Below are 14,911 nucleotides of genomic sequence, written 5' to 3' on the forward strand. Positions count from 1 at the left end.
CTTATAAGTTATTGGGAGACATTTCTTTGCTTATACATTTTTTCATAATACTCCATATAGTCCCCGGAAGTAACATGATCCAGCCATTCCTGGTTTTTCAGATACCAATCAATAGTTAATTCCAGGCCTTCCTCAAAAGTTACTGATGGTTTCCATCCAAGTTCATTGTTTATTTTTCTGGCATCTATGGCATATCTTAAATCATGTCCCGGCCTATCTTTTACGTAAGTAATTAGTTTTTCTGAAGTTCCGTCCGGCCTGTTTAATTTTTGATCCATCAACTTGCAAAGAAGTTTAACTAACTCAATATTTTGCCATTCATTAAAACCTCCAATGTTGTACGTCTCCCGGTTTTTACCTTTATGGAAAACCAGGTCGATTGCTGCAGCATGATCTTTTACAAATAACCAATCACGGGTGTATTTTCCATCCCCATAAACAGGCAAAGGCCTATTCTCAATGATGTTATTGATGAAAAGAGGAATGAGTTTTTCAGGAAAATGATTTGGGCCGTAATTGTTAGAGCAATTGGTGATCACATAATGCAGCCCATAGGTTTCTCCATATGCCCTTACAAAGTGGTCTGAACTCGCCTTTGACGCAGAATAAGGCGAATTAGGATCGTATGGTGTGTTTTCGGTAAATAAGCCTTCCGAGCCTAAAGACCCGTATACTTCATCTGTGCTAATATGATAAAAACGTCTGTTGTTTTTCTTATCCTTCCAAAGATCCCTGGAGGCATTTAATAAATTTACGGTGCCTATAATATTAGTGCGAACAAAAGCCAAAGGATCCGTTATGGAACGATCTACATGAGATTCCGCCGCCAGGTGTATCACACCGTCAAACTTGTATTTGTCAAAGATCTTTTTTATAAATTGTTCATCCAGAATGTCTCCTTTCAGAAAGGAGTAATTGGGATAGTCTTCCACATCCTTGAGGTTTTCCAAATTCCCGGCATATGTTAATGCGTCTAAATTATAAATATTGTAGTGTGGATATCCTTTTACAAATCTACGAACAACATGTGAGCCAATAAATCCAGCCCCGCCTGTTATTAATAAATTCATAATTTTAAGTTTTTAATTTTGGAACCTGGTTAAGAGTTTTAATCAATATATATGCATATCTACCCGAATAGCGTCTACTAATTATTGAATTTCTTTTGCCTTTTTGTTGAGAAATTTGATTATATCGATCAAAAAGAAAATAGCAATAAAAATTAGTGGAAGTAGAACTATCCTTTTTCCAAAAAAGGAATTTTGTTCCAATTGTGGCTCTCCAAAGTAAATGATACTAATAGCGTTTTTTTGTTCCTGCAGTTCTATTTTTTTTCTTTCTATGTCCCGAATAAGATTGCTTTTCAATCGAAAGAGTTCAGTTATATTCGATTGTTTCTCATTGTCTACTATAATTCGCTGTTCAACAAATGGACTTTCTGTACTGGCCATTTTATCCGAATATCTGGTAATTAATTCATCTATCTGGACCAAGAGGCTTTCATCTTGCCTTATTCGTGTTTGTGCATTTTCCTGATTTATTTTGATCAATTCACTATAGTAATTATTAGAATTGATATACTCCACAACCTTCTGTGTAAATACTGGTCCGTTCTTTGGATCTTTATAGGTAAATGTAATTCTATGTTCGAGAGAACTCTTACTTAGGAATTCAGATCTAATAATGTCGGAAAAAAATTCTTCATCCTTAAATTTCTCCAGAAGCTCCAAATATTCAAGATTGTCATCAGAGCTGGTTTCGCCCACGATTTGATCTATCGTAATATCATAGCCCTTTAAGTCTGTCGATATAAAGCCGATTTTATTAAAAAAAGTAGTATCCCCAGCCTTTATTTTGGCCTGAATTTCTTTCACTACATCATATAAATAATCCTTACTTTCCAAATTGGGTTTTACAATCACCTCTGTTTTAAGCTTATCAGTCACGATTTGATTTAACCCAAATCCAAGAATTGCGCCAGCTACAGCCAAACCAAATAAAATCAGGAAGTTCTTCTTAATATAGAGGAAACTGCGCAAAAACCAATTGAACAAATTCTTAAAACCTCTACCAATCATATTAAATAATTGCCCCAAATCTATTTCATCATTTGACGAGGTATCATTAGTTGTTTGATTATCAGCCATATTTAGTTAGGAATTAAAAATTTGCTTTAGAATTTTGTCTGTTATAAGGTAGGTAGGTTTTACACCGGTAGTTCCCAGGCCTCCTGAGGCCAGCGTACTTCCAGATTCTAACGGATTATCTGACGCGTAATATGCATATCTTACTTTGACTTTTTCCCTGATGCTTTTCCTAATCTTGGAGGCAGCCTGAATGGCTTTTTGATAGTGCACCCCTTCCATCTCCAGCCCAATAGCATGCCAGGTTGACTCGTGAAAAAATCTAAGAATATCCTTATTTTGCAGGGAAGTTCCTAATACAGTTACCATGGTCCCCTGAAGAACTTTTAAGCCATTCCCTTCAAAATCGTTGGCGCTAAGTTCATTGTTAAAGGGGTAGTTATCCGCTGTACCTTCAAAAATATGGGCAGAAGGAATCATTAAATCTCCTTTACCCCCCTCAAGAATACCTGCTTTCCCCATTATTGAAATTGAAGCCACGTCTAAAAAAATGTTTTCACCATTTTCTAAAACATAAGGTTTTAGAAGTTCATCTATAGTTTCGTATGCCTGCTCCCCAAAGGCATAATCCATTACAAATATAACAGGTTTTTTGTCATCAGGAAGGTCTGTATTAAGTTCATAGCAACTGGCGTCCTGACCCAATTTCGCCATATCAAATATCTGAACATCAATATTCGTTCCTGAGCTGTCTTCCAAAGTAATCATACCGTTACGTTTTGCTGTGGCAATTACTTTATTGCGTAAAGCAATATTATCGGTGGAACTTAGAGCTTCATAAATCTCAAGGGATCCGTTTGAAGGAAACTCTTTGCTAAGCGCTTTTCTGGCATATAAAGAATTTACCACGCTATGCATATTGGCACTAATAATATGAATTGGTCTTTTTAGTAAATTGTATTTTTTTAAGGTTTTCTTTATGGTTTTGGCCCATATTTCACCGTGAATATGATGTCCCAGTCTATCCCTTAACATACTGCTAAACGTAATCACTCTTTTCTCGCCACCTGTTTCTTCCTCAATAGATAACTTACCTAACCAGTACAGAATCTTCAAAAACCGTTCAGGCTCTTTCTTTGTTGCCAGTTTTTCATATACTTCCAATACCTCAACAAATGATCTTCCCAGGATGTTTGCAGTATGAATTAATGCAGTTTCTTTTTCCTCCTGAGTAAGTTTAGTTTTGGTAGCTGCTTTTTCCAATTTTTTCCAATCACGAATAGTCTTATTTGTGTCTTCAATTAATACTCGTTGGCATATCTTATCGGCTTCTATATACAAAAAAGTAAGATGCGTAAGGATGTCATAAATATCTGAGCGACCTCTTGTAATCTCAACATTCATCTGCTCATTATCTATTCGATAGCAGTTTCTTCTCCTCTTGGGGGGGATAATTGGCTTAAAGTGAGATTTTCCATAACCTTCATCTGAGGTAAGATTAATATATCTGCACTGCTCTATTCCGGAAGGTAATCGTTCCAATACATAAACAAGCCCATTAAGTTCGGCCTTCTCTTCAGCAAGTGAACCATAAATCTCCGGATGTAAGGATAAAAGGGCATTTCTCAAAGTTTCTCCCGAAACCCCGGTAGGTTTATAAAAGCCTCTGTTGAATAAATGACGCATAGTAATATACATCCGCTCAATAGCATTTGTAGACTCCTGTGCTCTGGTATTATCTTTAATTATCTCCATAGACTTTAGCAAAATTACATTTAAAATTTTATGATTTAACTGGGTCTATGAAATTAAGTCTAATCGTGTGGTTAAAGCACTTCTTCCTAAAACCAAAATTACTGTTCTTATTCTTGCTGTAATGCTAACTTTTCTGCCACTGACCTATCATTAGAAAGGCGTTGTACTTTATTTTGACCTCCTAATTTTCCGATAGATTTCATAAACTTTTGAAAACCACCTTTTTTAATGGAAGTTACCTTTAATCGCTGAAGTATTTTACCATCAATAAGGTCAAAATAATAACTATTTTGTTCTTGTAGGGATGTATCAAGAGTCTCAATAAATTTAGACAGATCTGAAGGTTTTCGTTCAAATTCGATAAACCACTCGTGGTATGGAAGTTCATCCTCTTCAGGTGTAATTTGCGGTGCTACAGTAAACTCGTTGATAGAAGCATCACATGCATCAACGGCCTTTTGCATTGCAACTTCAACCTCTTTTGCAATAACATGTTCCCCAAAAGCAGATATAAAGTGTTTTATGCGACCGGTAACGACAATTTTATAAGGCTTTATTGAAATAAACCGAACGGTATCTCCAAGGTTGTACCCCCATAGACCTGCATTGGTAGAAATTATCATTACATAGTTCGTATTTAATTCTACCTCACCAATCGTAAGCCTTTTTGGCTGATCATCAAAAAATTCATCAGCCTTAACAAATTCATAGAAGATGCCTGAGTCCAGCAATAACAACATTCCCTCTTCCTTTTGCGTGTTCTGATACGCAAAAAATCCCTCACTCGCCGGAAATAATTCAATGCTATCTACTCTGCGGCCTATAAGCTCTTCAAACTTCGCCCTATAAGGTTCATAATTGACTCCTCCATAAATAAATAGTTTAAAATTTTTGAACAGGATTCCTACATTTTTTTCGCTTGTAGATTTTAATTTTTCAAAATACATCTGAACCCATGAAGGTATGCCCGCAATCAATGTCATATCTTCATTTATTGTTTCCTCAACAATCTTTTCTACCTTGGTTTCCCAGTCCTCAATACAATTTGTTTCCCAGCTGGGTAAGCGGTTTTTTTGAAGGTAGTTGGGCACATAATGCGCAGAAATGCCTGATAATCTTCCCAGTTTAATCCCGTTCTTTTCTTGTAATACGGGACTTCCCTGTAGAAATATCCACTTTCCATCAACAAAATCAGAATTTCCGGTTTCATGGATATAATTCAGTATTGCATTCCTTGAGGCAAGAACCTGTTCTTTAATAGATTCGGAAGTAATAGGAATATATTTGGCGCCTGAGGTGGTTCCTGACGTTTTTGCAAAATAGATCGGCTTTCCGGGCCAAAGAACATTTTCCTTGCCCGCCACAGCTTGATCTACATACTCCCTCAAAGCTTCATAATCTCTTATTGGGACTTCATTTATAAATTCGGAGTGGCTATTTATTTGTTTAAAATTATGATCAATTCCAAATTTGGTGTTTTGAGCCTTTCGTATGATATGTTTGAAGACCTTTTCCTGACTTTTTAAAGGTTCCCTGGCCCACCTGGCCGTCTTACTGGCTATGTATTTTGCAAAAATTCTGGCGGCTAAAGATTTAAATGACATCTTTCCTAGTTAAAATCAATATAATCAGCCGGGTTTACCGGATTACCTTTGTTCCATAGCTCAAAATGTAAATGAGGTCCGGTAGTTAATTCTCCGGTGTTTCCCACAGAGGCAATAACCTCTCCGGCCCTAACAAAGTCTCCCTGGTTCTTGTTCAACGAGCCGTTGTGTTTATAGACTGAAAGTATTCCGTTTTTATGCTCCATAATTATGACATAACCTGTTTCAGTTGTCCATTCTGAAAAAATTACTGTTCCAGCAGCTACTGCTTTGACGGGAGTATCTTTAAGAGCAACTATATCTACAGCATAGTGCTTGTTTTGAGCATCATATTCCTGAGAAATTGTGCCGCTTACAGGTGAAAACAGCACAAGGCCCTCACCTTCTTTATTGCTTTCAAAAAGATTGTACTTATCCTCTAATGCCACTTCTGCTCTCAGAATGGAGTCCTCTCTGATAGGAGAAAGATCAACAGTGGAGGGATCAATTTTAAATTGTTCAAAAAGGGAGTCTCTATTAATTTGATTGTTTTCAATATCCCCTCGCAGGACCATACGGATATTATTTAAATACTTATTGGTATAATTTAATACTGTAATCAGAGAATCTGTCTTATATGTTAATTCCGTTGCCTGTCTTTTTAGCTTAGTCGAAGAATAACCAGGTATATATTCTCTTAAAGGAGTAAACGCAATGAGTAAAGTTGTTAGTCCGATAAGCCCGATAATAAACAGGGATCCGGTAACAAATACATTGAGTCTGCTAAGCTTAAAAGAAATCTTTTCCTCAAAAGTACTTTCGTTAAGTATCACCAGTCGATACTTATGAAGAAGCTTTCTCCGAATTTCTTTTCTCTTTTTTCCTTTTTTAGCCATAAAACACAAAGATAAACTTCGATTTGAATTAAGCAGTAAATACCTTTTAAATTTATAGTCTTCTACATTTCAGACTACGTTTAATTTACGGATTGGAAACATTTTTTGACTTTTACAATTTAAAATAGATCTTCCCGTTACTATTAACAATAATATAAGTACTTTTTTAGTACCTTTGTAATCCATTAAATTATAAAATTATGGTATCATTAATGACCTTTTTAGCAATAGGTCCCTGGCAAATAGCCATAATCGTCATGGTTGTTTTACTTTTATTCGGGGGCAAAAAAATACCTGAATTAATGAGAGGTTTGGGGAGTGGAATTAAAGAATTTAAAGATGCCTCTAAAGAAGACGATCAACTTGAGGAGAAAAAAGAAGAATAATTAAGAAATTTCTTAATAGATAAAAGGTGCCAGTCATGGCACCTTTTTTTATGGATATGAAAAGATTATATCTTCATATTATACCTGTCGTTTTATTTATATATTCCCTTTTTTAATGGCCTAACAGACAATTTCAACCAAGGTTTCAGGCCGTTTTGTAGTACTTTCCACACAGAATATAATAGATATTCCACCTTTCTTTTTATCGATGAAATACATAAGTTGATCGTACACGACAAAAAACATCTCTTTCACAACAAAAAATAAATAAGGAGTATTAATACGTCTAATTTCGTCGTTAAATCAATCATGTTGGTGAAACTCTGCCTAAACATTTAAAACACAATGTCAAAGAGCGGATATTCATATTTCCCAAGCTATTGAACTAATGAATACAAAATTAATACAGCTTCTTCTTGCCAGTCTATTTCTAACAACAATTGGGGTAAGTGCGCATTGGAATGAATCTATAAACGAAATTATATCGGCAGATGTAATAACTTATCATAATAGAAACTTTGAGGTTACCAATGGTGATGTTAAGACTTCAACACCCAATACTGATGTTGATTTTAAACGAATGGCCAGAGAATATGGCATCCCTACAAGATTAGTCAAAGATTTTTCAGCAGCAAAAAACGGATATTACATTATAGCCGGAGTTTACGGAGATCGGGCTAACGCCAATAAATTTGTTCAAAAATTGAGGCTAAAGCAACTAAGTCCTGTTATCATTACGCATCCTGTTAGTAAATTAAACTATGTTTCCCTGGCCCAGCATGAGAATTGGAAAGAAGCCATTAACTCATGTTCCACAGCAATGAATGGGAAATATAAGTCAGAGGTTTGGATTATGAATGTTCAGGGAAGTAATTCGGAACACATCGTAAAGAAGTTAGATGTTGAGCGCAACGAATTAAAAGAAAACTCACTTAATACATCAAAAGAATTTATTAAGGCGGCAAAGGAAAATAAAATTGCGGCCCGAATAGTCCCCGGATTCAAGGGTTTAAAGAATGGCTATTATATAGTTGCAGGTGTTTTTGGAGATGTTAACAATGTAAAATCTTTCCAGGAAAAGCTAAATAAAGAAAATTTGGTTTCCAAAGTAGCAACTCACCCCGAAAGTGAGTTAAACTATGTATATATCAAAGAATCTAAAGACTGGGAAGAGGCAATAAATGCCTGTAAGTCTAATCTAGATGGAAACTATAATGATAAATTATGGATCATGAATGTCTTTGATCCAAATGAAGTAGCAACTGCAAATGATTCGCATACCTCAGAGAATAAGAAACCTGTTTCAGAATTCTCCAATAAAGTCAATCTGGAGTATATTAATCCTCTTGCGCCTTCTCGAATACTAAAAAAGGGGTCTTCTATTTTTACTAATGATAAACTGCTTCAAAAGGCAGATTTATACTTTAGTAAAATGTGGTATGCCGAAGCTGCCGAACTTTACGAGCAAGTATTGGAACAAGCTCCTAATATTCAATCTTTTAAAATAATAGAAAAAGCCGGGGATTCACATTATTATAATACTAATATGGAAAGAGCTTATTACTGGTATGATAAGCTGTATACTAGTTATAAGAATGAGATGTCTGCAGAGAATATCTTTAAATATGCCAATTCTTCAAAGGGTACCGGGAAGTATGCCCGAGCCAAACGTTTGATGCGATTATATGATAAAGAAATGAAAAAAGGAAATTCGCGTGCATTGGAAGATTTATCAAGGGCAACTCACAATGAAATTGTTTTAGATAATATATTAAATACAGAGGAAACAATTAACATCGCGAATTTGTCAATAAATACTGAATATTCAGATTTCTCCCCGATGTTCTATAATGATGACAAGATGGTATTTTCGTCGGCTATGGATTCTTCTTTTTTTAATACCAGACGGTATAAATGGAACAATCAACCCTATCTTGATCTATATGTCGCTAAAATTAATAAGGAATCACAGGAAGTTAAGGATGCTATTAAATTTTCAAAAAAGATAAATACCAAATATCATGAAGCATCCGTCACATTTTCCCAGGACAATCAAACGATGTATTTCACTAGAAATAATTATGGCAAAAAATTAAAACGAGACAAAAACGGAAATAATAATTTGAAAATATACATGTCCAAAAAAATAGATGGTGAATGGACTGAAGGGAAAGAACTCCCATTTAATAGCGATGATTTTTCTACGGGCCATCCTGCCCTTAGCCATGATGGAAAGCAACTGTATTTTGTTTCTGATATGCCCGGAAGTATGGGGATGACCGATATTTTTGTAGTTGATGTACTTGGTGATGGTCAATTTTCCGAACCCAGAAATCTTGGTCCGGAAATTAACACCGAACGAAAGGAGATGTTCCCTTTTATTAACGAAAAGAAACTGTATTTTTCTTCAGATGGACATGTTGGCTTGGGGGGGCTGGACATATACGAGGTTGCTTATGATGACGAAGCAGGTTTTCTGGAGGTAAGGAACTTAGGACAGCCGGTAAACAGTAAAAAAGATGACTTCTCGTATATCGTAGATGAAGAAACCCAAAAAGGCTTTTTTGCATCAAATAGAAGGGGTGGTAAAGGGGATGACGATATTTATTCATTTCAAAGATTAATTCCTGAAGAAGCAAACGAAAACGCAATTGCAGGGGTTGTAACTGAATTAGTCACCGGAGAAGTAATGCCCGAAGCATTGGTAATGCTTTTAGATGAAAATAATATTAAGCTAAAAGAAGTAGTTACCGGTGAAGATGGAAGTTTTGTGTTCGAGGATCTTGAAAGCTCTACAAAATATATCCTCAAAACCGTTAAAGACGCTTATTTTATTGATGAGCAATCTATACTTACTAACGAGAATGAGTTGGTGCAGGCCGATGTATCAATGAAAAAACTTAAAGAGCTAATTATTCTGGAAGATGGGATCAAAAAGTTAAAAATAGATATGATCTTCTTCGATTTTGACAAGTTTTATATCAGAAAAGATGCTGCGAATGAACTGGATAAACTTGTTGAGGTAATGAATGAGCATAAAACCATGGTTATTAAAATTGAATCCCACACAGATTCCAGGGGTAAAAGAGCATATAATAAATATTTGTCAGATAAAAGGGCAAAATCTACACGGGAATATCTGATCTCACAGGGAATTTCTCCCGATCGCATAGAAAGCGCTATAGGATATGGAGAAGAAAGATTACTCAACGAATGTGATGGTACGGTTAGGTGCAGTTCAGCAAAGCATCAGCTCAACAGGCGTTCAGAGTTCATAATTGTAAAGATGTAGTAGTATAAAGTAGGAATAATTAATTCCAAAGACGGCTGTTTATAGATACTCACTCGAATTCTTAAAACCTCTGTTTTTCCTTTAAGGGTTCTCTTTAATCAATTGATTTTCACAACCCTATGTGGCATTTTCACAACAAAGCTACTTGCTAAAATACGTATTAAAAGAAAATTTAGTTATAAATATAATCTTACATCTTAAAAGTCCAGCCTATGAAACATATTTTACTTTTTAAAGAAATTTATACTGAGGCCTTCAAAAATCTCGGCCATGTAATAATAAAAAATTATTTCAAAGTATTTTCCTGGTTTTGTTTTATCTCTTTTATCATTGTGCTTTACGCATTTTTGTTTAGAGTAGCTACGGGATTTGCATTCGATTAACACCAAGCAACCTAAATACCAAAGAGCGCCCTTAGCCGGGCGCTCTTTTATTTTCTATAACTTCCTCAGACTCTTCAATAAAGGCGGCGCTTCATGCATTTAAACGCCTATTTCATGCCTTTCAAAGATACTGGAAAGCAAGGCTGTTCTTACGCCAAATATTTATGCTCTTTAACCGATTTATATACCATACTTAATCATTAAGGAGATCTTTGTCTTAACTAACGTCATAAAATACACTATATGGAAAAAATATTACTCTTCAGAGAGATATATGTAGAAGCTTTCAGAAACTGGACTAACATGTTTTTAAAAAAATACTTTAAGGTATTTTCCTGGTTCTGCTTTGCCTTGCTACTTATCACTATTTATGCATTTGTATTCAGAGTTGCTACCGGTTTTGCATTTGATTAATTCAAAGAAATACAATATACCTAAAAGGCCCTGAAAAGATTATTTTCAGGGCCTTTTTTAAAATATATGTCTTTTTGTTTTCTATTTAAATTGAACTGTTTTTAAGATGGCTTCAAGTTCAAACATATAATCCCTCTTGTTCGTCGCAGGGGCAAAAGTAAAGCCTTCCAGGATTAATTTTCTGTTATTTTCCTTGTCATTAATAATATAGGTCAAAAAAGGCCCTGCCATAGGATAATTTTGAATTTCCCAGATCCCTCTCGCTTCAGCTGCTTTTTTTCCTGAAATCTCCGCTGGGAAAACATAAGGAGCAAATGCCTTCTCCGTGACCATATAGGTAGTTTTATTAGGTATATCTGGTCCTGGAATATACTTTTTACCAATAGAATCCCTCATTTTTACAATATCTCCAACGAAAGTAGAATCATTTTCAAAACTGTCCCAGGGCATAGAGTACACAATGATATTCATAGTTCCTTTGGGAATTTCACGGTCTATCCAAACAAAATTATCTTCTTCTTTACCCACCTTATAAATTGATGGCAGCCTAAGTGAAATGTCAAATTTGGACTGTAATATTGTATCTTTATTAAGAGAGCGTAAAAATCTTTTTTGGGCCTCTTTCATTTCTGTATTTTTAAAAGACGTAATGATTTTATCAGCCCCCGAATCCAGATTATTAATGAGTTCATCTTCCGTTCTCCCTTTAATTACACCGACCTTTTGAGGTGTTGCGTACAAATCGGTTTTTATATGTGCCAGATCCAGGCTGTCTAAACTAACGTATAAAACGGAACGTCTATGACGTGTCATACCCGTAAATACTTGAAGGGGCATGTGTTCTATAGAAAATTGAGGTTCATTCCAGGTAAGTCCAACTATAGGTGCCGCAAAATGTTCTCTTACTTTATCGCCCACCTTACCTTCCCAAAGCTGGTTATCCATTACAACAGCCAGCGAATTGATTGCGCCAACCGAAACAGGTTTATATGTCTTTTTATTTTTGTCGTTACAAGAAACCAGTAAAAAAAGAGAGATAAATAGCGTTCCAAAGTATTTCATATAATTCATTTTAGGATGAACAATCACACAGTTTCAATTTTGTGCCTGGCTGTAGATTGTTACCGCTAATACCGTTCCATTGTCGTAATTTTTCAATAGTAATTCCGGGATATTTTCTGGAGATAGTCCATAATGAATCGCCTTCTCTTACCGTGTGAACTTTAGAATCGCCCGAAAAACTAACTGCGGGAGTAGATTTTATAGATGCTTTTTTACTTGAAGAAGCTACGGTTACCGGCTTTCTGGGATATATGGTGAGTCGTTGACCTACTCTTAAATTATTACTTCTAAGGCCATTCCATCGCTTAATTTGGCTAACACCAACACCATAACGTTCAGCTATCCTACCCAGGTAATCCCCGCTTCTTACCCTATATCGTATTCTGTCCTCAGCTGTAACCAATTTCGGTAAGGCGCTTTCTTTGCTTTTATTCTCTTTTTCTGCGAATGCATAAATAGCTGCCTCGTTGGCTACAAATTTACCAATAGCATCTTTTGGGAGACGTAAGAAATATTCTTTGCCTTTTATTCTGGGAATAATATCTAGTTTGTATGAAGGATTCAGAACTTTTAACTCTTCATTACTTACGCCTACCAGTTTTGAAATTTGATCAAAAGTTATAAGGTTTTTAACATGCACTGTATCAGTTTCAAAATAAGGCCGTTCCGCCTTATTTAACTTAATTCCATGTTCGCTGGCATACTCGAACAAATACATAGTAGCTAAAAATGCCGGTACATACCCTGCGGTTTCTCTGGGAAGATTTCTTCTTATATTCCAATAATTAGTATAACCACCCGATCTCCTAATAGCTTTGTTTACATTCCCGGGGCCTGAATTGTACGCAGCCAAAGCTAAATCCCAGTCTCCAAAGGTTTCATAAAGTTTAGAAAGATATTTACATGCCGCTGCAGTTGATTTAATGGGGTCGCTACGTTCATCTACATAACTACTTACATCCAATCCATACATCTTACCTGTGCTATACATAAATTGCCAAAGACCAGTAGCACCTACTCTTGACTTTGCCCTTGGGTTTAAAGCGGATTCCACGATTGCCAGATACTTAATTTCCAAAGGAATATTGTAATTGTCCAATTCCTGCTCAAACATGGGAAAATAAAATTGACTTGCTGTAATCATGCGCTCCATAAATTCATGTCTCCGCAACAAAAAAGACTGAATTACTCTTTCCAGTGAAGGATTATATGCTATGTTAAATGGTGTTTTCTGATTAAGTAATTCTAACCGTTCTTTTAAGACATCAGTATCAATGGTAAGTTGTTTTAAGGAGTCGGTTTCCATGTTTGAGACATAATTATACATGTCATCATAAAGGCTTGCGTTTTCATATAGTTCCTTCATCCATAAACTGTCATATTTGGCAGCCTTAGAATTATCCTTAAGATTGTAGCCTTCACTTATCCCTGCAGATTCGATTGAATTGTCCTTTTTTGTCAGGGTTTCCTTGAATACAGCTTCAAGGTAAATTGGTTTTTGGATTATTTCAACCTTTTCTTTATCCGATTTATTTATTGAGGATGTGGCCTCCGAAATAGGGGTTGTGTCTTGTTTTTGTGCCAATAGTGGCCCAATAAAAACAAGAAGAAAAATATAAAGAATGATTTCTCTAATTGCGGTCATAAATCTGATTTTTTACCGAAGGGTGTAAGCGAAAATCGTATTTTTTTATGAAACATTAAAATATTGCTTCTTAAACTATTTTTAAAAAACAAAAATACCTGTTAATCGATAACGCCTTTATGCTCCTAATATTGCCGCAATTCCAGGTAGAGATTTGCCTTCCAGGCTTTCCAACATAGCGCCTCCACCAGTAGATACATAGCTTACTTTATCTTCAAACCCAAATTGCTTAACGGCAGCCACTGAATCTCCTCCTCCAACTAATGAAAATGCTCCATTTCTCGTTGCTTCGTCAATAAAATTACCAACAGATATGGTGCCTTCCGCAAAGCTCTCCATTTCAAAAACACCTACAGGACCATTCCATAGTATTGTTCTGGAGGAAAGTATAACTTCTTTAAATAGCTCTAAAGTCTTTGGTCCGGCATCCAAACCCTGCCAGCCATCCGGGATATCATCAACAGCCACAATTTTTGTGTTTGCATTGTTATTGAAGTCATCAGCTGCTATGACATCTACCGGGAGATGAACCTGGACTCCCAGTTCCTTAGCTTTTTGGAGTATGGAAAGTGCAAGATCCATTTTATCATCTTCACATATGGAATTACCAACTTTACCCCCTTGTGCTTTAATAAAAGTATAGGTCATCCCGCCCCCAATAATCAAGTGATTTATTTTGCTCAGGATATTTTCAATAATAGTAATTTTAGAGGAGACCTTAGCTCCCCCAAGTATTGCTGTTACCGGTTTTTCTCCCGTTTTCATAACCTTATCTATGGCCTTGATTTCTTTTGCCAGCAGGTATCCAAAACATTTTTTATCAGGAAAAAAACCTGCCACTATAGTCGTAGATGCATGAGCTCTATGGGCTGTGCCAAAAGCATCATTGACAAAAATATCTCCTAAGTGTCCCAATTGTTCTGCAAAAGTTGCGTCTCCTTGTTCTTCTTCAGAATAAAAGCGAAGATTTTCCAGTAAAAGCACTTCTCCGTTTTGCAATTCTGCAACCGCTCTTTCAGTCTTTTCACCTACGCAATCATCTACAAACTTCACCTGAACACCTAAGACTTCTGATACTTTATCGCAAATATGGGATAATGATAATGCAGAATTTCTCTCTCCTTTAGGTCTCCCAAGATGACTCATAAGTACTGCACTGCCACCGTCTTCCAAGATTTTAATTATTGTTGGTTTGGCTGCCTCAATTCGATTCGCATCCGTTACATTAAAATCTCCATCTAATGGAACATTAAAATCTACCCGTACTAAAGCTTTTTTATTTTCAAAATTAAAATCATCTACTGTTTTCATTCGGAATAATTGTTTTGAGAATGGCAAATGTAAAGATTATTACAATTCAGTTAAAGGCGGCTCCATTAATTTATTGTTAGATAATCAAATGTCATATATT

General features: G+C 35.7%; 12 protein-coding genes. 4 read left to right on the forward strand and 8 right to left on the reverse strand.

Annotation, left to right across the window (positions count from 1 at the left end):
• Positions 1–8: 8 nt before the first annotated feature.
• From rfbB to ABJH90_RS15110, 5 genes are all read right to left on the reverse strand, one after another.
• Positions 9–1,073 carry a dTDP-glucose 4,6-dehydratase gene (gene rfbB, locus ABJH90_RS15090; protein WP_348141000.1) on the reverse strand — a complete coding sequence of 355 codons (1,065 nt, stop codon included), beginning with the start codon at positions 1,071–1,073 and terminating at the stop codon, positions 9–11.
• A gap of 78 nt (positions 1,074–1,151) precedes the next feature.
• Positions 1,152–2,147: a hypothetical protein gene (locus ABJH90_RS15095; RefSeq protein WP_348140800.1), complete on the reverse strand. Its 996-nt coding sequence runs from the start codon at positions 2,145–2,147 to the stop codon at positions 1,152–1,154.
• 6 nt (positions 2,148–2,153) lie between these two features.
• Entirely contained in the window at positions 2,154–3,839 is a 1,686-nt protein-coding gene (locus ABJH90_RS15100) for a hypothetical protein (RefSeq protein WP_348140802.1), read from the reverse strand.
• Positions 3,840–3,946: 107 nt separating this feature from the next.
• Positions 3,947–5,443, reverse strand: coding sequence for a GH3 auxin-responsive promoter family protein (locus tag ABJH90_RS15105; protein ID WP_348140804.1), 1,497 nt, complete (start codon positions 5,441–5,443; stop codon positions 3,947–3,949).
• Between the two features lie 5 nt (positions 5,444–5,448).
• Positions 5,449–6,318 carry a M23 family metallopeptidase gene (locus ABJH90_RS15110; RefSeq protein ID WP_348140806.1) on the reverse strand — a complete coding sequence of 290 codons (870 nt, stop codon included), beginning with the start codon at positions 6,316–6,318 and terminating at the stop codon, positions 5,449–5,451.
• 200 nt (positions 6,319–6,518) lie between these two features.
• Between ABJH90_RS15110 and ABJH90_RS15115 the strand changes: the two genes are divergently transcribed.
• The 4 genes from ABJH90_RS15115 to ABJH90_RS15130 all read left to right on the forward strand — a co-directional run bounded on the left by ABJH90_RS15115 (position 6,519) and on the right by ABJH90_RS15130 (position 10,793).
• The gene (locus tag ABJH90_RS15115; protein ID WP_348140808.1) at positions 6,519–6,704 is read left to right on the forward strand and encodes a twin-arginine translocase TatA/TatE family subunit; all 186 of its coding nucleotides are present in this window, start codon (positions 6,519–6,521) and stop codon (positions 6,702–6,704) included.
• 388 nt (positions 6,705–7,092) lie between these two features.
• A complete protein-coding gene (locus tag ABJH90_RS15120; protein WP_348140810.1) occupies positions 7,093–9,996 on the forward strand; it encodes an OmpA family protein in 2,904 nt (967 codons plus the stop codon).
• A 212-nt stretch (positions 9,997–10,208) separates the two neighbouring features.
• Positions 10,209–10,379, forward strand: coding sequence for a DUF6747 family protein (locus tag ABJH90_RS15125; protein WP_348140812.1), 171 nt, complete (start codon positions 10,209–10,211; stop codon positions 10,377–10,379).
• 243 nt (positions 10,380–10,622) lie between these two features.
• Entirely contained in the window at positions 10,623–10,793 is a 171-nt protein-coding gene (locus tag ABJH90_RS15130) for a DUF6747 family protein (protein ID WP_348140814.1), read from the forward strand.
• 81 nt (positions 10,794–10,874) lie between these two features.
• Here ABJH90_RS15130 and ABJH90_RS15135 read toward each other — a convergent pair whose 3' ends face one another.
• The 3 genes from ABJH90_RS15135 to ABJH90_RS15145 all read right to left on the reverse strand — a co-directional run bounded on the left by ABJH90_RS15135 (position 10,875) and on the right by ABJH90_RS15145 (position 14,811).
• Positions 10,875–11,855, reverse strand: coding sequence for a DUF4837 family protein (locus ABJH90_RS15135; protein ID WP_348140816.1), 981 nt, complete (start codon positions 11,853–11,855; stop codon positions 10,875–10,877).
• A gap of 10 nt (positions 11,856–11,865) precedes the next feature.
• Complete coding sequence (locus tag ABJH90_RS15140) at positions 11,866–13,500, reverse strand: LysM peptidoglycan-binding domain-containing protein (RefSeq protein WP_348140818.1); 1,635 nt, start codon at positions 13,498–13,500, stop codon at positions 11,866–11,868.
• 117 nt (positions 13,501–13,617) lie between these two features.
• Positions 13,618–14,811, reverse strand: coding sequence for a phosphoglycerate kinase (locus ABJH90_RS15145; RefSeq protein WP_348140819.1), 1,194 nt, complete (start codon positions 14,809–14,811; stop codon positions 13,618–13,620).
• Positions 14,812–14,911 lie beyond the last annotated feature (100 nt).

Origin of the sequence: Eudoraea sp. (assembly GCF_039969275.1) — a bacterium.
GTDB lineage: Bacteria > Bacteroidota > Bacteroidia > Flavobacteriales > Flavobacteriaceae > Eudoraea.